Here is a 20,438-nt window from a genome sequence, read left to right as displayed (position 1 = left end):
CCCTGGACTTCACTCCCAGCATATAACGGGCAAAGCACCTTTCAGGCAAGTGCCAACAGCATATTGGGCAATGCCGTAGCCGAGGCTAATATAAACAGGCCGATATGGATACGCATCCAGAAGGGTTGCGGAAGTTCGGTTGATCCCGTTACGCCACTCCAGCTTAGCATTCGCCTCCAAGCCCCACGGATAGTGAGTGTTGTGCCTCAACCAACCCGCTGCTTTGATGAAAACAACGGCTCGGTAGTCGTGACTTTTGACCGCGTATTACGGGCGCAGGAACAATTGTTTCTGACCTTTAACGGTACTAGCTCATTTCAGGGGGCCCTCCTACCCGGAGCAACTCAGTATACCGCGCCCGCTAGCTTGTTCGCAGGTCAGTACGTGCTTGATCTTTTGGGGACGTACACAAATAATGGTACAGTTGCTCCTACGTACACGGGCGATTTGCAGCATCACCGGGCTACTTTTACCGTCCAAAAGCCGGCGGCGGTTAGTTTTTCAGGTACTCCCGTCAATGTCTGGTGCTATAATGGCTCTGATGGCGAGATCCAGCTCAGCGCATCCGGCGGCGTCGGAACTTATTCCTACCGCTTCTACACCGCGGCCAACCCTGATCCCGTCTGGTATCCATTTACGAACGCAACCACTCATACCATCACGTCCCTGCTGCCCGGCACCTATTTCATCAAGGTGCGCGATGGCAATGGCTGCGTAGCAAAAACGCTCAACGGCACCGGGCCCGAAAAGGTCGAGACCATTACGATTACCCAGCCCGCCGACCCGCTGCGGGTTGACTTGGTAAGCCAGCAAAGCCCCACCGCGTACGGGTTCACCGATGGCAATATTCATGTCGTGGTCTACGGGGGCACTATTAATGCCAACAATACTTATAACCACACCTGGACGGACGCCAGTAATAATCCCGTCACTACGGAATCGACCTGGTTCGCAAACGGCCAGTATCATATTCAGCTGCAGAATATCGGCGCGGGGACGTACACCCTCACCATCCAGGACAAAAATTTCGCCTCCGCTACTACCCGCGCTGGCTGTGAGGTTATTCGCAGCTACCCCATTACGCAGCCGCCGCCGCTTACCGTACGTCTTGAAATATTCCGGCAGCCCTCCTGCAATAAAGCGAATACCCAGGCCGACCCTTGTACCGATGGCGAGCTGAGAGCTCATGCCCGGGGCGGTACCCGTTTCTCACCCGGCTTGCCTTATCTCTACACCTGGAAAAAGAAGGACGCGCAGAATAACTGGGTAGTGATGACGAGCTATACCGATAGCACCGCAGCTGCTTTAGAAAGCGGTTGGTACGCCGTAAACGTGCAAGATGCGAACGGCATCATCCTCGGCCAGTACCAAGCCAATGTCCTGGTACAGGCTACGGACAGCACGGTCTTCCTGCCCGAGCCCCCGCTGCTCACCATCAATGAGACGGTGACGCCGGTCAGCTGTAATGCCGGCCAGAATGGTACAATCATCAGCGGCGTAGCCGGTGGCACGCCACCCTACCAATATTCCTGGAACACCGGAGAGAGTACCGCGAATCTTTCATCGCTCGCGGCCGGCCGCTACTTTCTTTTCGTGAGAGACGCGAACGGCTGCCGCGCCACCAAAGCGATTGTGGTACCAGAGCCTACCGGATACGTACTCACCGTGAATGCTACCCCACCTACCTGCCATGATGGGTGTGACGGTAGCATCGTCCTGAATCTTGCGGGCGGAGTCCCACCTTATACATACACCTGGCAGCAAACCGGGGTAAATACCAATACCCTTTCAAACCTCTGCTCCGGCACCTATCAGGTAACCGTGAGCGACGCCAACGGCTGCTCTTTCGCCCGAGTCATCACCCTGGATAATCCACCTTTACTTGACCTCGGCCTCCCGCGTGATACGACGCTTTGCAATGGGCAGTCGGCCAGGCTGAGCATAGCTATCAATGACCCCGGCGCTTCCTACAGCTGGACCTCCGACAACGGATTTACTTCCACAGACCCAACGGTAGTCCTTACGGCGGCCGGTAATTATTATGCGCGACTCACCAATGGCCGGGGCTGTGTAGGTACAGCTACCATTACCATCCGCCGCCTGAACCTTGATATTGCCGCCGATATGCTGCTGCCCACCAGCGCTATCACCGGCGAAGAGATCGTGCTGGTAAACGTGAGCCGCCCGCTGCCGCAAATTGTTGAGTGGATTTTGCCGCCGGCTGCGACCATACTCGAGCGCACCGATAATTTCATCCGCTTCTCATTTGCCGCCGCCGGGACGTACCCAATTACCCTTCGCACCGGCATTAATGCCTGCCGCGAGCAGGTAACCAAGAACGTGATTGTAAGCCCGGATGCCGGCCTACCGGGCGTAGGCGTCACCGCGCCGCCCTTTATTGAAGACCTGAAGGTGCTGCCGATACCCAATGATGGCACCTTCACCGTGGAGCTGCGCTTGCGCCAGATAGCCGAGGCATCGCTCAGGCTGGTGTACGTCAACAGCTCCGCAGTGGTAAGCGAGCGGCAGCTCCGCGGCAATAAGCAATACGTGGAGCGCTTTAGTCTGCCGGGGCTCGCGCCGGGCCTTTATATGCTCGTGGTACAGACGCCCCAGGCAGTGCGAACTATTAAAGTGATGATCATGCCATGAGAAAGGAAAGTAACTGGCTGACAGCCTTACTGGGCGAGGCTTTAATAATGATGCTGCTACTGTGTGGATGCACGAAAGAGAATCCGCTGCCGGCAAAGGCGGACTTCAGCTACGTCGTCAAAGACAGTAACTATTCCGTGCCGGTGCGCATCACCTTTACCAACAAGAGCACCGGTGGCGAGCGTTTTAAGTGGACGTTTGAGGGCGGTGAGCCGGGCAGGCTGGACACGGAAGACCCCGGCACGATCGTGTACAACAGGCCCGGCATTTACCAGGTGCAGCTCACGGCATCCAATAACGATGGCGAAAGCGATGTAAAGAAGGTAGTGATCAAGATTGACAGCGCCTTCAACATTCATTACATCGCGCGATTTGTAACCGATTCTTTCCCGGCGGCTACGGTGCGTATCACCAATACCTCACAGGGGCCGGAGACGTACCAGTGGACCTTCGCGGGTGGCCAGCCGGCAGCATTCAGCGGGCCGCGCCCGGGTAATATCGTATTTGCCGATCCGGGCGATCACCTCATCTCGCTCACGGTTTCGAATGGCCGCAAGACCCAGACGAAAGATACCGTACTACACGTCGCGCCCCACCTGGCCGCCGCGTTTAGTGTTATACCCGACTTTGACGATAGAGACTGGGAAGCGCCGGTAAAAGTCTATATCGCCAACCGCAGCATCAGCGCTACGCAGTACAACTGGTCGGCACCGGGCGCTACGGTTACTTCATCCACGCAACGGGCTCCATCCTTTATTTACCGTGATCCCGGCACCTACACCATCACGCTCGTCGCAACGAATGGTAAAGAGACGCAGCAGACCCAGCAGACCATCGTGGTGCTGCCCAATACCAACCTGCGGGTGCTGAACGATGTGTCGTTTGGCATCAACACGGCGCAGAACACCACCGGCTGCTACTTCTCGACGGCCAAGCGGAAAGTATACCCGAAAGACTCGGTAGTAGCCCTCGGTAACGCTATTGATGTCGTGTTCTATGGGCTTAACGCAGCCTTTACCTACAACCGATTTGTAGCCCCCGATATGAGCCTGACAGTTGGCCTGGAGCCGGTGCCGGGCGGGCTGCACACGCAGTACATCAACTCGCTGGAAAGCTGCAACTGCGGGGTCTCTTTCACTCCGGCTGACTTTGATGCAATGACGACGGATGCCCGGCTGCAGGCCACGAATTTTAGTGAAAGTCCGGCCGGGCTTCAGCCCTTTACTAGTACGACTGTTCCGCGCATTATACTCTTTAAAACTGCGGCAGGCATCAAGGGCGCGATCAAGATAAAGCGCTACGTGAGCAATGGGCAGCAGTCCTATATCGTGGCTGATCTGAAGTATCAAAAGCAACCGTGAATACTTCTGCCATTTCAAGAATAATACGGGCCCAGTCTCATGCAACCATCATCCATTACCCCATTCCTCGTCCTGACTCTTACCGCGGGCACGGCTACCGCGCAGTCGGTGCAAGTGAAGCACCAGATGCTCACGGTAGACGGCGTAGAAGTAGGCCCGGTTGCTGAGGAAAAGCTGCCGGCAGATGTATACCGATACCATTTTTCCGACACCGCCGGCCACGAGCTCTTTACAGCGGAGTGGCATACCCTTGGTACCCAGTATTACCTAACCCTCGCCCTTCCGGGCTACGAGCGCAAAGCCGACCTCCAGTTCGTACCCACTGGTATAGGCCTAAACCCGGCCAAGATTATTGCCAACCAGCTTATCAAAAATAATGGCCTGCTCGCGAATAAGAGCTGGGATATGGCGGCTATTCGCCACTATATCGACACGCACGATCAGGCGATGAGCGACCTGGCCAAAAGCGAGCGGGACGCGTTGTCCAGGGCGGCGGAGGCAGCCAAAAACATGGATCTGAAAGTATTGCCTAACGGCCGTATCACGGCGTACGGCGGCAAGCCGTTCGGCCGCTATGTGGTTCAGAATGAGGCGGAGCGCCGAATACAGTTCTATAATGCCGCTAACGAGCTGGTGGCCGCGGGGGCGCCGGTTTACGGGAGTTCCCGGAGGTATGCCTATAACATGCGCCGGGACAATACGCTGATTGAAGTTGATGGCGAGTTCTCCCCTGGCATTACCGAACAACCGCAGTATTTTCTGGCGATGGCTCGGCAAGGCCTGATGGCGCAGCTCGCCAAAGGATACTGGTCGGCAGCAGATTCTTCCCGCATCCCCGTAGCCGTACGGCAGCAGGCAGCATTGGAGGCAGGCGTAAACGTGGTGAACCAGCCGGGTAAAGTAGTGTTGGCCGATGGTACGGTGAAGGAAGGCACGATCAACCTCGCTTTCATCAAGCATCCGGAGAAAGGCATTACCGACCTGGACTTTGGCGAGCGGCTATCCTTCAACTATAAGAATGAGTCCGGCAAGGGGAAGAACGCAACCTATAAGCCGCAGGAGCTGAAATCCTTCGAGGCGGGCGGCCGCACATTTGAAAGCGGGCAGGTGCAGCAGCCGCTCATGAAGGAGAACCATTTTCTCGAAGTAGTATACCGGGCCGGCAAGGCCGGCCTCTTCAAATGGTACGCGGACAATGGAATGAGCTCCCTCGTCTTCAAAGCCGATGATCTGGGCCTGACCGTACCGCTGGGCGCCCTGACAAAAGGCAGGAAGGGCGCTAAAGGGGTGTATGAAAAATGCCCCGCGCTGGAAAAATGGATAGCTACCCACCAGCCCGCCGCGGACGAAGCAGGCGGTAAAGAAGTCGTGGACGCCTACTGTCGGTAATGCTTGAAAACCCTGTTCTAATGCGAAAGCGTGTACTTTTCTTGTGCCTTGCCGTCGGTTGCGGCAATCTATCGGCGGCGGCCCAAAGCCTCGACCTCGATCACTTGCTCCATTATAAAGACAAGTATATTCGGTTGGGCGGCGGGGTCTTCTTCAACAATGTTTACACCTACAGCGACGACTCCCGCGTCCGGCAGCAGCCCTTTACCTACACGGTGGGCGGCAATGTAAACTTGCAGATCGCCACTTTTTCGCTGCCGTTTACCTTTTCTTACACCAACCGGCAGTATACCTACACGCATCCTTTCAAGTTCAACCGGCTGAGTATTCACCCCAAGTATAAATGGGTGACGGCGCACATCGGCGACTGTGCGCTGAGCTTTTCGCCTTACTCGCTCAACGGCGTCATGTTTACCGGGGGCGGGGTTGAGTTGGCGCCGCCCGGCTCGGGCCTGCGGCTCACGGCACTCTATGGCCGCTTCCTCAAAGCTACTGAGCCCGACAGCTTCAACATCCCGGCTTACGCGCGCTGGGGCTGGGGCGTGAAGGCCGACTATGAAAAGGAGAAGTACAAGGTCGGGCTATCGGTGTTTCATGCGAAGGACCGCCGGTCGTCCATCAGCACCCCATCCGACTTCCGGTCCGTTTATCCGCAGGAAAATATGGTAGTAGATGCTACGCTGAATACGACCCTCACTAAATGGCTGGTGATCGATGGCGAGTACGCGGTGAGCACTCTCACGCGGGATCTGCGCTATACCGACCGGCCATCATCACGGGCCGGCTTCCTCGCGCCGCTGGTTAGCGGCAACTCCTCTACCACCAGCTATCATGCCTATAAAGGTGGCATCACCGCTATTGTTACCAAGGCACAGCTGCGGCTGGGATATGAGCGGGTAGATCCGGATTATACCAGCCTCGGCGCCTACTATTTCACCAACGACCTGGAGAATACCACGCTGGCGCTCAGCCGCGCCTTTCTAAAAAACAAGCTGAACATTGCCCTCACCGGGGGCGCCCAGCACGATAACCTAAACAACACCAAAGTGCGGACTTCGAAGCGGTTTGTCGGCTCGGCTTCCACCACCTACCAGGCCAGTGAAAAGCTGAACCTGAGCGCCCAGTACAGCACCTTCCAGAGTTACAGCAATATGCGCTCGCAGTTCGATTACATCAACAGCGCCAGCCCGCTTAACCCGGCCGATACCCTGAATTTCGCGCAAATATCGCGCAATGCATCGGGCAATGTGGCCTGGACGGTGAAGAAGAGCGAGACGGCGCTGCACCTCTTCAACGCCAACGTAGGCTGGCAGGATGCGGCCGACAAGGAAGGAGGTCGGGTGCGGGCCGGCGGGGGCTCGACGCTCATGAACTCGGCGCTGACCTACACTATTCAATACCCCAAGAAGGGCCTGGGCCTTACCGCCGCGGTAAACGGCACCTACAATACGGTCGGCCTGGCGAATATGTATCTCTTCGGCCCGGCGGCGGGCATTAGCCAGGCCTTCGCGAAGTCGGGTATAAAAACCGGCCTTTCGATTGCCTACAACAATGCCTTTGCCGATGGCGCCTCTACCGGCGACGTCTGGAACCTGCGGGGTAATGCGACTTACACGCTCCATAAAAAGCATCAGTTCTCGCTTAGCATCACTGATCAGCTGCGCAAGACCAGAAGTGGCGTTGCCCCCGGCAAGCGCTCACAATTAATGATTGCCTCTTTCAACTACGCCGCGGCGCTGTGAGGCGCAGACGATAGTCACTAAATAAACGAGCCAGGGCCAACTACCCTCCGCGATTAACGCTTCAACACCCTTACCCATGCCCCGCCCCTTGCACTGGTTTCTATTCATCGCGCTCAGCGTGTTGGGCTTTCTGGCAGCCCGGCCGGCCGTCGCCCAGGTCTACCCGGTGCAGGTCACGGTCCAGGCCCTGCCCCCCTACCCCATCTACCTGCGCGAGTTTGCCGCCCCCACCGCCGCCTCCGACCGCCTGCGCTTGCAGCTCCTGCTCACGGACCTGACCGTGCCCACCCGCCAGGTGCGCCTGAAGATGAAGCTCAGCAACACCAACGGCAGCACGGTTATTCAAAACGGCGACGTGGTCGCCCGCGCCTTGCCCCTGCAGCTTTCCGGCGGCCTGCCCCTCTACTTGGGCAGCGCCGACCTGGACCCCTACTTCGCCCCCGAGAACCTGCCCGGGCTCTCCCCCACCGCCTACACCCAGCCCCTGCCCGAAGGCGTCTACCAGCTCTGCTTCGAGGTCTTTGACTACCTCAGTGGCGAACGCCTCTCCGGCCCCAGCTGCTTCACCCTGAGCATCATCCAGAACGATCCGCCCCAGCTCGCCCAGCCCCGCGATCGCGAAGCCGTCGCCCTGGCCAACCCACAAAGCCTGCTCTTCCAGTGGACCCCGCGGGCCATCGGCGCCTCGGCCGTCGAGTATGAATTTACCCTGGTCGAGCAGGCCGATGCCCAGCTGCCGCCCCAGGTCGCCGTGCTCTCCCCCCCGCTCTACCAGACCACCACCGCGGCCACTTCCCTCTACCTCGGCCCGCTCGAGGCGCCCCTGCAGCCCGGCCACCGCTACTGCTGGCGGGTGCAGGCCCAAGCGCGGGCTGGCACGGAGACCGTCGGCACGTTCAAGAATAACGGCTACAGCGAGGTCTGGTCTTTCCGGGTGACGGATGCCACCTGCACCGCCCCCACCGGCCTCATTGCCACCGAGCAGGCCAAGCGCAGCCTCAAGCTGGGCTGGACGGCGGTCCCCGACCCGGTGCCGGCCTACCGCCTGAGCTACCGCGTGCACGAAAGCAGCAGCGTCAATGGCGGGACCTGGTACGACCGGCCGGCCGCCACCAACAACCTGCAGATTTTTGACCTGGACCCGGCCACCGAGTACGAGGTGCGCGTCGGGCGGCCCTGCCCCGGCGGGGACTATGTGTTCGGCAACAGCATTTATGCCCGCACCCGCAGCGCCACCGATAGCGCGACGAACACGAGCTGCGGACTGCCGCCCAACCCGGTGGACGTCAGCAATACGAGTCCGCTGGCTTCGCTTAGCCCGGCCGAGAAGTTTACCGCCGGCGATTTTGAGGTAACGGCCGTGGAGGTGACCGGCAGCGGCGGCACGTACTCGGGCAAGGGCTACATCACGGTGCCCTACCTGGCCAACGCGAAAGTGAAGGTGAAGTGGGACGGCATTAAGATCAACAGTGGTCGCAAGCTGGTGCAGGGCGTGGTGGAAACCACCTGGGACCCGACCATGAAGGGCATTACCGATATCGACGGGGTGTTTACCGGCGGCGCCGGCACGGGCAGCGTCGTGACCGGCACCGTGGCCACCGATTACCACACTTCGTTCGAGATCGGCGGAGTCGGCGACTTCAGCTTCAGTGGCAGCGACGATCAGCCGGTGATCACGATTGCCAACCACACCAATGGCGGCGGCTCGGGGCTGACCATTCCGGCCGGGCCACTGCCGGTGAGCGTGAGTGATCCCTCGGGCGACGTGTATGTGGTCGAGAAGGGGCCGGACGGGCACCCGACTGTGGTGCACGCTGCCACGCCCGTGCCGCTGGCCATGAGCCCGGCCCAGCTCAATACGCTCAGTCCGGACAAGGGCAAGGTCGTGTTTAGCAAAGGCGACAAGACCGTCTACGGCTTTGATGCGTACCTGCCGGAGTACGAGGCCTCGACGGCCTGGTCGAACAAGTACGAAGCACTGGGCACGGCCCCCACCTATCGCGTGGCGGCCAAGGCCGCGCTGGCCGCCAAGCCGGACCGGATCCTGGCCCAGCTCACGCTGAATGACGCTTTTCTCAAAGCCGATAGCGTCCAGTTCATCAGCGGCAAGGGGCTGCGCTATACGGCCACCTATCAGGGAAATAACCGCTTTGAAGTGCTGCTGGTCGGCAGCAGTGCCAATGATGCCCAGGAAGTCTACGCGCTCTATCCCAAGCGGGCCTTGCCGGGGGGCACGGCGGCCCCCCGCGGCCAGTACCTGTCGCTGGGCAAGCTGCTAGTGGCGGGCTATGCGCCGAAAACGGCGAAGGTGGTGGTCGTACCGGTGAACGGGGCGGCCGTGAATACGGACTCGGTGCGGGCCGCCCTGGCCAGGGCGTACACGCCTCTCGGCATTACCTGGGAGGTGCAGCAGGCCGCAGCCTGGACCGACAGCGGCTGGGATGCCAACCACGATGGCAAGCTGAAAGTCACTGGCACCAGCGGCTGGAGTGTGTACACCTCGGAAATGACGGCGCTCAATGCGGCTTACCAGGCGGCGCACCCCTTGGTGAGCGGGGCAGCCTACCTGTTCGTGCTGCCGGGCGTGGCTGACAATGGTGGCAGCGCTACCAGTGGCGATGTGGCCGGCGATATGCCGCGGGGCAAGCGCTTCGGCTACCTGTTTGCCGGCAGCCTGACCAACAGCACGGTCGGCCGGGTAGCGGCCCACGAGCTGGGCCACGGGGTGCTCAAGCTGCTGCACACCTTCGACAACGCCTATGGCTTTAGTCCGGGCGCGCTGGCCCAGAACCTGATGAGCTATGGCAGCGGCGATCGCCTGAGCAAGGTGCAGTGGGATGCCGCCCATGCCCCCGGCCTCGTGATCGGCCTCTGGGAAACCGAGCAGGATGCAATGTCCTATGGTACAAGAGATCGTCGTATCCCCTTGGCTTGGCGTAATACCAGAGATTCCTCCGTTAACTTCCTGACGCCACATAAGCAGATTGTCCGACTGCCCAAGAAGGTCATCCAGGCCTACTTTACGTTTGGCACCGGCGAGTATCCTTCCTTCCCGGATATGCCGGCCGGGGTGCTCAAATCGTTTCTGGTAGCGGAAGGTAAAGACACGCTCAGTTACGAGGCGGTTATCAGCAATGGGCAGTTCACGGGCTACTATCGGAATGGAAGTCCTTACACAGGCTATCTGGCCAAAGACGCAGCGGTAGAAGATGGCACCGCCGTCATGCTACTGCCATACGCTAATGGCTTTAAGGCATACCGTCTTAAAGGACTTACCGCGCTAAGCTATATGACCAGCAACCCGACGGCGCCAGTCATAAACGTGCTGGATGCGACTTCGGCCAAGCTGCCGGCTCAAGCATGGGAAGAATTAACGGATTTCTCCTTTGATAGAGAACAGGTAAGGACCGGCATTTCCTCTACATTGATCAATCCGGCTTTTACCGACATTTTGACGGACCTCTCCAATAAGAACGAAGAGTACCTGACGCTGACCAAGATCATGGAGTACCGGACGATATATCCGGACATCTTCGATCGGATGACCACCACATTCGGTAACTGGGGGCCGGTAAGCAACTGGCTATTAGTAAACTTCAACGACTTTCTGAATATTTCTGATGCCAGCGGTCAGATTAATATGCTGATGGGTAAGGAGAAAGAGCAGATTACTGCGGGCTACTTCGATTATAAATGCTATCAAAATGGGTGGGGCCGCCTTTCGCGGCCCACGCTCTATGCGAAGTTCCTGGCCACCTTTAAAGAAGCTATCAACAGCTTTCAGATCAGCAACCGCGCTACTATTGCCCTACTGACGAATACAACTTTTTGCAGTAACAGCTCGAATGAAGATAGTTGGTTTGGCGCAGGCACACCACCCTCCGCGGAGGCGATACGGGATGCCGTAGTAGCGATGTCGGTAGAGCAATTGAAAACGATTTGCCCGGTCAAGCGGGCGGAGGCGATTGCGGTGGTGCTGGATAAGTTTATCGTTAGCGAGCCTTACGAAAACGCCATCTATAAACTGATGTGGACCTGTCCGCAAACCGAGACCAAAACAGAGGAATTTCTGCAGCAGCTTAATGATCTGACGTATAAGGGCAAACACCTGCTAGGGACCCTGGCCTCGGCCATCGACGACCGTACCTTGTTTATGGGCTCCGACCTGAATACCTATGTGATGGACTATTTTAAGGAAGCCTATAAAACAGCGATAGCACATAAGAACTCGGCTTTTTATAATACCTACCTTAAAAACATTCTCGAAAAGCCGAACACTGATGCCGATTACTACAGCGTGATGGCTGGCCGGGTAGTGACTTATAACTACGTCAGCTTTGGCAAGCGACTGTTCAAGACACTAGCGAATGCTGCATTAGGCAGTGCGGCGGTGCCCGTAACCGGCACCAATGTAAAAACCGTCGTAGAGTATAACGAAAGCACGGGAAAGCTAAAGTATGCCAACCAGGAAGTAAACGCCTTTATCCCAGTAGCGACCTTCGGCAGTCGCGTCTTTGATCCCTTCGAGCCGATCATCCTCGACGTCAAAGGCAACCTGATAGATGTGTACGGCGATGGCGACCGCACCCCCTATGTGCCCGCCTACCTACTCTACTTTGCTGAGAAGAAAGCCGATGCCCGAACCACGCAGGCTGCCGTTCAAACGGCCGCGGACGCCATCTCCCTGGTGATCCCCGGCGCTCAGGCCACGCTGGCCCTGCGCCTGCTCAATTATGCCGATAAGCTCAGCTCCGTGTGCAGCATTGTCGGCACCATGGCCGACGAAGATTACCCGCAGCTGGCCAAGATACTGAACATAAGCTCGGCCGCCCTGGGCATCACCACCCTTACGGCAAACCTCAGCCTAGCCCGCCTCAAGAACGTGGCCGGCAGCAGCGACCGGGCCGCCAATATGATTGAGGCCGGCAGCCACCTCAACGCTGCCACGCATACAACTGATGTAGAAGCACTGTGCCGGTCCGTTACGACGGCCAATGCCGGCAGCGAAGTCGCCAATGCGTTGGGCAATGCCAAAGTGCGGGCCTTCCTGCTGCGAATGCTGGAAGAAGAAAAGGCCGCTGCGCGGGTATCGGGTAAGACGAGCCTGGTGGAAAAGCTAGAGGCCGCTACGGCCAAAATCATCTCCGGCTATGCCATCACCAGCAAGGCCAGCCTGGTCTCGCTGCTGCAGTCGAAGTTCCCGAAGCTGACCGGCCTGTTTGCCCGCGATGGGCACTACCTGCTCGAAGGCGGCTACCTGAAGTACGTGAACGCGGAAAAAGGGATTGCCCCCACGGCCATCGCGCAGCTAACCAGCGATGGAAAGAATGTAACCGTGCTCGATAACATTGCCAACAACACCCTACCGGCGAACATTGCCAACAACATTGAGGAAGTAACCGAGGAGGCGGCCCTGATCTGCCGCAACGGTGCCTGCGAGCTGGTGGAAGGTGGCTGCTTTGCCGCCGGCACGCCGGTAGCCACCCCGCGCGGCCTCAGAGCCATTGAGACCCTGCAGGAGGGTGACAGCGTGCGGGCCTACAGCGAAGCAACCGGGGCCTGGGGCTGGGGCCGCGTGGCCCAGCGGGTAACGCGGGCGGCCGGGCGGCTGTACTACGCCGTGTGCGGGCGCGATACCCTGCGTAGCACCGGCGACCACCCCTACTATACCCGCAGCGGCTGGCAGCCGGCAAAAGCGCTCAAGCGAGGCACGGAGCTGCTGCTGGCCAGTGGCCTGTGGGCAGCAGTAAGCGCTACGGGCTATGCCGATAGCGGGGCACTGGTCTATAATATAGAAGTACTGCCCCAGCACACTTATGCCGTGGGGCGTGATGGGCTGCTGGTGCACAATGGCTTCACCTGCTTTAAGAAAAAGTACCCAAACCTGGCCAATGCGAGCGATGAGTTCTTTAGGAATTTTGGGGGTGATGCTAACATGCTGGCGCAATTCGATAACGGTACCTTTAGCTATGCCGCCTGGGACATGCTAGAGGCCTACCCGAACTTGCGAAAAGAGGCCCTCTACCTGAATAAAGCCAAGGCGGTACTAAACAAGGGCCACATTAGCGCAGCAGATCTAAAGACAATGGTGGCGGTGAACGACCAACTGAGAGGGCGGGCTACCGCTTTGACTGACTTCTTGGATGACCTGGATAACTTTGCACAGTATAGAAACCAAAGCGGCTTCAACAGCTTAGTATCGAGCCTAAAGGCAGGTAATTTTAATGGTGCAGGTGCGGATGGGGCCAATTGGGTAATCTCGGCGCTGCGCAAGGAAGGAACGAGCGTGTTTCCGGCACTCTCAACTAATTTTGAAGTTTCAGTTGATATCAATGGGAGTATTAGACGTTATGATGCGATTGTGGGACAGAGGGGCAGTAGAACAGGACTTTACTTCGAATTCAAATCTTATAAGAGCGTTCCTCCGGCTGAATTCTCTACTCAGTTCATCAATGACCTAAATAATATAGACATTGGTAGTCTATCCCAGCTAAAATGGTATTTTGATGCAGCAAAGAATCCATCTAATTTCTTGTCTAACATGACCAATGCGATTGACGCTATGGATATGTCATCAGTACTACCTCAGACATTCGCAAAGTTTGGCGCTGCCAATGCAGCGGACTTAAAACTTCTTATTAAAAACAATATCAGCACCATCTTCCAAGTAAAGTAAAATCATGAAGTTGATAAACCAGCAGTCAGGTGCTAGTCAGCTAATGCTGACTGGCGATAAGGTGTTGCAATTAGACTTGGCAGCTCAAGCAGTGATTGATATAGGTTCAGGCAAGCGCATTTCTTGTCCGCGAGTGAGGCAGCTGGATAATAATTTCTATTCCATGGAAGTGGGTAGAATAATAGTATATGATTCTAGTTTGGAACCGGTAAGGATCATCTCAAACCCTGCCATAGATCCAGAAACTACATCCCTTGTGTCATTCAGCGCAGATAAATATATTCTTGAAGTATTCCATTTAAGCGCTAATTCTAGCGTTGGCCTTCAAAAGGTGATGGAATTTGATAACCATAGTAAATTAAACGAGACGCTTATGAGCAGCAAATTACTTAACCAAAACGTCCGTTTAAACTTTCGCCCTGAGAACCGATATAAACCAACTTATTTTCGGTGCTCTGACTTTTGGGGCACCCAAACTTATTGGGAATATAGTATAAATGAGAATGAGTCCTTATTTAGTAATGAGTATTTCATCTATAATGATTTACTGTTGTTTTGTACAATCGAGAATTCAAGAATACTTCCTCATGATTCTTTATTCTTTGTTGTCGCTCTCGATTTAAAAACAGGCCAATTTATGTGGCGCAGATCTTTACAGGCTCCTCCTGGCTTATTTGATTCAACCCAAGGATTATTTATAAATGTTTATGGTAACCGCCAGCGCTTTGGTGAACAAAAGTATTATCAAATATTCGATGTCAATAATGGTGGCTTCTATCTGGGCGGGCTTAACTACAATGGCGCTTTGTATGGCGTAGGGCCAGCCGTAGAAAGCATTAACGGTGATCGATTGTATTTCGCAGGTAATCATAGATTTACAGACCATAATGAAAGAAAGATACCTCAAATGGGCTGTTTTAATATAGCTAAGCGGATAATAGAATTTTGTGAGCCAATCCTGGAAGCAGAGGAGTTAGAGCCGCAACAAATACTTTTCAATAATGGACTATGGTATGTACGCACTGCAGACAGCCAATTATTTGTATTTAAGGAGTGAATTCTGAAATCCGGGTATTATAATGAGATTAATTGAGCGCATAGAAAAGGCAGAAAATCTTTTCCGCATAGGTGAGCAGATATTTGTTGCTACACCCACGTACATTATAGACTTAGCTTCTGGCCGATCGGTAGACATCAACCCGCTCAATGGCTGGCATTCCGGTAATTTTTTCTATAAAATGCTACCAGACAAGGTGAGTATTTACGATACTTCATTCAACCAGCGGGATTTTCTCTATAAGGATGTAGAAGGTGTAGTTGTATTAGACACATATAACATTATTCTTTTTGTATACAAGGGTATTGAAAGACAATATTACATCACAGGTAACCAAGTAACGGAGAAAAAGGGGCCATGGTGGGGACACTTTCTAAACAAGGATTATCAATTTCACTACGACGAAAATGTCTCTGGCTCAGCCAAGCACTTCCGCTGCTCAAATCTGCTGGATACACAAACCTACTGGGAATACGAGTGTTTATCGGGAGAACATATAATTAAAAATGACTTTTACTTATACAATGACATGTTATTGTTTCTTGTGACGAAGCCTCGGGAGCGAAACGATGTAGCTAATAGCAATTATATCATCGTGCTAGACCTTAACACAGGAAAAGAAGTCAGACGTCTCTATACCCGTGGCTTCAATAACTTATTCGACCCAGTACGAGGCTGGTTTATAACTATCTATGCTGATACCCAACTGCATGGCGAGCAGAAGTGGTATGAGATCATCGATGTAAACACCGGCGGCACCTTCTTTGGTGGGCTCAACGTGGAAGAGCCGCTTTACTGGGTATCGCCTGCCGTCGCTAGTCTGAGCGATAATAAGGTCTATTTCGCTGATAGATCTTCGCGCCCCTCAGAACTTATTGATACAGTACCCAGAATAGGATGCTTCAATATAGAAACCCGAAAGGTAGAGGTATGTGTGCCCATCCCGGAGGCTGACAGTTTGAGCATCAACCAGATACTCTACAATAAAGGGTTGTGGTACTTGCGCACCGGTCTCAATGAGGTGCTGGTGTTTGAAGAATAAAGCGGGCCCATAGAACTACCGCTGACCACCGGCTCGTAGCAGTGCAGGTAGTCAGGTAGCATGTTTAGCGTTCAGCCATCTTCCTGAAATATCAGGGAGATGGCTGAACGCTAAACATGCTGCGATAAAAACTAGTCTCATTACACTGGATGTAATAACAATTTATGCAATTGGTGACGCCGCCTTAGCGGCGAAGGAGTAAATTGAGGTAAAGATCAGCGCTTAATATTCTAAAGGGCGGGAACAACAACTACAGACAAGGGGTGCATTGGATAATAAGAGACATAGCAAATGATGCCAATACCTTCAGCGGCAAGACACTTAGATTTGAAGAGAATGTGGCCAATGCAAGGGGAACGACCTCCTTTATTGATGTTTTTTGTGAGCAATGTATTCCACCTAATCTAAAAATAGAGTATAAATCTGGGCCAGGAAGTATCACCGCTGGTACGATAAAGGACCAATTTATTGAGCGGGACTTGTTTTCTGCTGAAAATCTGAACGAAATTCAGTGGCGAATGACTAATACAGGGATGACAAAAGAAAAGATGGTCGACTGGATGAAAGCCAACAAGACTTCGCTAGAACAAATACTAAATGCTGACCCTGCTAGAAGAAGTAAAATTGCAAGCTGGTTTAATTTGGCTCGGGGCACTACTACTATACCCGATCAAAAAATCATTGACTTCGTAAACAACAATTACACAACCATATTTAGATGAGAGTAATATTTAAAGCACACTTTGCAAAGGCTGCCTTATTAGACATTTTTCCTACAGGTCTTCTAATAGAGTTCTTCGGAAATCAGCCTAGTTTAAAGTTCTTTGACAGGAACTTGCACGAACTTTGGTGCTATCCTATCCAAGAGATTTCGATGCTATATCTGCGCCGCGACTTAATCAGTTTCTATTGGTACGAAGCGGGAGAGAGTAAAGTCATTGATTTAACTAATGGCAGGGTAATTGAGCAAGAACCACGAATATATATTTATTCGGACTCCGACATAAAAGCGTACGTAGAGAATAGTGACGAAGCCAATCTTGTCATACAAAAACATGGAAATAAAGTTTCTATACCGGATGTAAACGGTGAATGTGTTTTCGGCCCAACACGGCTGTTACGTGACTGGTACAAAAAGAAGCTGACAGAAACCTATTCTTCGGATGATGGGGAATTGTTGTGGCAGGTAAAATATGCTGATCTTCTACAATCTGAGAAAGCTTTCCTTCATAGCAATATAGTAGCACATAATGACAAGGTTTACTTATCTGTAGATGGCACCGAAGATAGGGGGATGTTTTGTTTAGATTGTATTTCGGGCCAAGTACTCAATAAATATGAGTCTATTATAGGCCGGATTATCAATGACAATAACATTATATATTCTTTATTTTCCAACGAAATCGTTTATTTACATTTAGAAACAGAGCAATTAAACGTTTGGAGTATTAATGATATATTAAGAGAAAATGGCTTTGTCAGTAACTTTTATCAAAAATGGATTGTGGTAGATGGAGTCCTGTTTTTTACTCATTTTACTGGCACCGATAACGCCAAGCTTGGGGCTATAGATATTATACAAAAGACATTAATCTGGAAACATGATTTACCGCTTAATACAGCCTTGATCGGTGGATTATATGTGAAAGATTCTACTCTTTATATACATACCCAAGATAATTCATTGTACCTTTTTGATCTTGAGCACTAGTACTTTGCCTCTGTCAATGCGCCAGCCTACTTACTCTACTTTGCCTAGGAGAAAGCCGTGACAGCGTGCGGGCCTACAGCGAAGCTACCGGCGCCTGGAGCTGGGGCTGCGTGGCCCGACGAGGGGATAGGGAGCACTATGTAGATTTCGATCCCAGTTGGGCTAAGGCAATGGAAAATGGTTTAGCAAAGCTGAAAGCGAAAATCAATGCTGCTTGACTTATTGAGAATATAGATAACAGTGTGGTATATGGCAGGGGCGTTAACCTCTCCTTGGCATCAGGCATCGTGGTATTAAAAGGTATCCGTAAATTAGCTTATGCTGGTGAAGAGAGGGCTTTCAACGCAAAAAGCCGCTCCTAAGGGAGCGGCTTTTTGATAAAGGTCAAAAAAGCTACTGGTATCCCTTGCTTTAGGCAGCGCCTTTTTTCTGGGCGCCATCCGAACTACCAAGCTGACGCTTACCCTCCCGGCTGCTTACATCATGAGCTTCGCCTTCGTGGCTGTCGTCGTTAACCCGATTGATGATTACTACGGCTACGGCGGCCAATCCGGCAATGCCTAAAATCATCTGCGTGGGGCTGAATCGCTGAGCGGCCTTGCGCAGAAGCACGCCGCCGTGCTTGAGCAGGTCGTCAATGTGCTCGTGCTGGCCTTCAAAGAGGACGTGGTAAGCGCTTTCAAACGTGCGCGCCAGGTCTTCGGGCATAATTTTTTCGAGTTGTTGTTCGATTTGGGCTTCCATAAAGGAGGTACTGAAAGGAGAAGTTGAAAGAATAATAAGGGAGCTGCCTCAGCCAAGCCTTACGCAAAAAGCCGCTGCCAGGCTGCCTTTTTCTATCCAAACTCTAAATAACCACCAAGGATCCATGCATAACCAGGTGCTTGTTATGATCAGCTATTTGGCGCTTATCCCCTCATACTAAATCCTTTTTTTTACGCTAGCGCAACCATGCGCGAACGTACAGATAGGGTCCGCACAGCTGGAAGCAGAGGGCTACGCGGCCAAGCAGCTTAAGTCTATGGGCAGGCGCTGAACACTATAGGCTGTACTCGGTCCACGATGCGCTTCATGGCTCCAGCTACCAGTAAGGCCACCGGGGGCTGCGCAAGGCCTGGGGGTTCGGCTATCACGAGCCACGGAACTGGGATATACCGTGCGAACAGCAGAGGTGTTGAACGCGCTGTAAATAGGCCGCCTTCGACCTCTTCCGCCATAAAAAAGCGCCCGGCTGCTGAAGCCGGGCGCGAAGTGCTTTTATAGATGGCTGACGCGTTATTCTGCGGTCGCCTCTTCGATGTTGCGCACGCGGCCCGCCGCGTAGAAGTTGCGGCGGTAATACGCCTCGTGCAGGGAGCTAACCATTACCCCGCCGTTGGTGGCCGAATGGGCAAACTTGCCGTTTTTCAAATAAATGCCCACGTGGTAGATCGGGCCCCGGCCCCGGCGGAAAAAAACCAGGTCCCCGGTTTGCATCTGGGCCTTGGCTACGTGCTGGGTAGTAGCAAACATCGAGCGGGAGGAGCGCTTCAGCACAACGCCGTACACCTCCTGGAATACGCGGGTTACGAAGCCCGAGCAGTCGGTGCCGCGGTGCGAATTGTTACCGTAGCGGTAGGGAGTGCCAATCCAGTCGGTGACGGTCCGCAGCAAGTCCTTATTTTCGTCGAAGGCCAAGTGTACGCCCAGGGTTTGGCCGTAGTATTGGTAGGCGAGGGAGTCGCGGGCGGCCGCCAGGGCAGCCGCCGTGGGGGCGGCGGGCTTGGGGCCAGGCACGCTGGCGGGTGGGGTAATAGCTTTGGGAAGCTCCGCAGGAAACTCCTTCATCGTGGTGGCCGGAAACAGCGATGCTTCGGCAACGGCCGGTGCCACGCTGGCACGGACCGCAACCGAAGCATCGGGGGCACGTTCGAAGAAGAAGGAGAGAGCTAGCGAACCAGCGGCGAGGCAATAGAGAAAAGGATGTTTCATTGTCCGTCGTTAGGGGAAGGGCTAAAATCCGGGTTCCGGGGAAGGTTAAGGAGCCGGGCAGTGAGGGTTTCTTAGGCGATAGGCAAGGCGTTGAGTAGCCGAGGAAAGAAGTGAAAAAAAGAGTTGAACCCAACGATTTCTATTATCATCGGAATGGGTAGTTGGGTAAAGCTAGGGCATATTTTTGGTAAACCACTTCTTTTCGCTAAGAAAAAGACTAATTTTCTTTGTAAAGTACAGAGCAATAGCCGTAAAATATTTTTTGTGCGTGCAACCCGCTATTTGGCCAACCCGTATTAGCTTGCCCAAAATATTCCTCTACCCTCCCCTCATGCAACCCCTCCGAACCTGGACCCACTCACCCCTAGCCCGCATTGCTCGCATGGTGCTGGGCAGCCCGCGGGTGGCCATGGTTATTGGGCAAACCGTGCACTTAAGCGGGGTCACCCGGGAGCAGTTTCTGGCCGACCCTGAATGGGTAGCCCACGAACAAGTTCACCTGCGTCAGTACAAGGAAAATGGCCTGCTTCCTTTTCTGTGGAAGTACCTCGTTGAGTCGGCCCGGGTGGGTTACTACCACAACAAATACGAGGTCGAAGCCCGCGAAGAAGCCCGCCGGGTAGTGCTGGCCAATCCCAACCACGTGTTGGTCCCACTGCCGCGGCACGCCCGGCCAAAGGACATTGTCTGACCAGCTTATTCGTTCCTGATACCCGTACCCAAGTAACTGTATAAGGGCAATCATGCTGAGCGGGGCCGCAGCAGGACTGCCCTTATACAGTTATTGATGATTGACTACTTAAGTCGGTTCGCGTTCACCTAGCAAGGCATTATGGG

The 20,438-nt window shown here is 54.1% G+C and carries 12 protein-coding genes; 10 read left to right on the top strand and 2 right to left on the bottom strand.

Annotated elements, in window-relative coordinates:
• Positions 1–201: 201 nt before the first annotated feature.
• From IC235_RS22505 to IC235_RS15015, 9 genes are all read left to right on the top strand, one after another.
• Positions 202–2,652 carry a SprB repeat-containing protein gene (locus tag IC235_RS22505; protein WP_317173590.1) on the top strand — a complete coding sequence of 817 codons (2,451 nt, stop codon included), beginning with the start codon at positions 202–204 and terminating at the stop codon, positions 2,650–2,652.
• Entirely contained in the window at positions 2,649–4,013 is a 1,365-nt protein-coding gene (locus tag IC235_RS15050) for a PKD domain-containing protein (protein WP_223847330.1), read from the top strand. Before IC235_RS22505 ends, IC235_RS15050 begins: the two co-directional genes overlap by 4 nt.
• Positions 4,014–4,052: 39 nt before the next feature.
• Entirely contained in the window at positions 4,053–5,402 is a 1,350-nt protein-coding gene (locus tag IC235_RS15045) for a hypothetical protein (RefSeq protein WP_191006013.1), read from the top strand.
• Between the two features lie 20 nt (positions 5,403–5,422).
• Entirely contained in the window at positions 5,423–7,144 is a 1,722-nt protein-coding gene (locus tag IC235_RS15040; RefSeq protein WP_223847329.1) for a TonB-dependent receptor, read from the top strand.
• 76 nt (positions 7,145–7,220) lie between these two features.
• On the top strand, positions 7,221–13,820 hold the full coding sequence (locus tag IC235_RS15035; protein WP_191006011.1) for a polymorphic toxin-type HINT domain-containing protein: 6,600 nt from the start codon (positions 7,221–7,223) through the stop codon (positions 13,818–13,820).
• Positions 13,821–13,824: 4 nt separating this feature from the next.
• Positions 13,825–14,877 (top strand): hypothetical protein, encoded by a 1,053-nt coding sequence (locus IC235_RS15030; RefSeq protein WP_191006010.1) that lies wholly within the window; start codon positions 13,825–13,827, stop codon positions 14,875–14,877.
• A 22-nt stretch (positions 14,878–14,899) separates the two neighbouring features.
• Positions 14,900–15,919 (top strand): hypothetical protein, encoded by a 1,020-nt coding sequence (locus IC235_RS15025; RefSeq protein WP_191006009.1) that lies wholly within the window; start codon positions 14,900–14,902, stop codon positions 15,917–15,919.
• Positions 15,920–16,182: 263 nt separating this feature from the next.
• Positions 16,183–16,641, top strand: coding sequence for a hypothetical protein (locus IC235_RS15020; RefSeq protein ID WP_191006008.1), 459 nt, complete (start codon positions 16,183–16,185; stop codon positions 16,639–16,641).
• Positions 16,638–17,630: a PQQ-binding-like beta-propeller repeat protein gene (locus IC235_RS15015; RefSeq protein WP_191006007.1), complete on the top strand. Its 993-nt coding sequence runs from the start codon at positions 16,638–16,640 to the stop codon at positions 17,628–17,630. Before IC235_RS15020 ends, IC235_RS15015 begins: the two co-directional genes overlap by 4 nt.
• 411 nt (positions 17,631–18,041) lie before the next feature.
• On the opposite strand, the gene IC235_RS15010 is transcribed toward IC235_RS15015, so the two are convergent.
• Together IC235_RS15010 and IC235_RS15005 are read right to left on the bottom strand one after the other, a co-directional pair.
• Positions 18,042–18,374, bottom strand: a complete 333-nt coding sequence (locus tag IC235_RS15010) for a hypothetical protein (RefSeq protein WP_191006006.1) — start codon at positions 18,372–18,374, stop codon at positions 18,042–18,044.
• Positions 18,375–18,905: 531 nt separating this feature from the next.
• Positions 18,906–19,601: a C40 family peptidase gene (locus IC235_RS15005; RefSeq protein ID WP_191006005.1), complete on the bottom strand. Its 696-nt coding sequence runs from the start codon at positions 19,599–19,601 to the stop codon at positions 18,906–18,908.
• 331 nt (positions 19,602–19,932) lie between these two features.
• On the opposite strand from IC235_RS15005, the gene IC235_RS15000 reads away from it, so the two are divergent.
• On the top strand, positions 19,933–20,292 hold the full coding sequence (locus tag IC235_RS15000) for a hypothetical protein (protein ID WP_191006004.1): 360 nt from the start codon (positions 19,933–19,935) through the stop codon (positions 20,290–20,292).
• The last annotated feature ends 146 nt before the right edge of the window (positions 20,293–20,438 follow it).

The organism is Hymenobacter montanus (assembly GCF_014699115.1).
Taxonomy (GTDB): domain Bacteria; phylum Bacteroidota; class Bacteroidia; order Cytophagales; family Hymenobacteraceae; genus Hymenobacter; species Hymenobacter montanus.
Note: the sequence above shows the minus strand (reverse complement) of the source record. Positions and strands in the feature narration are given on the sequence as shown.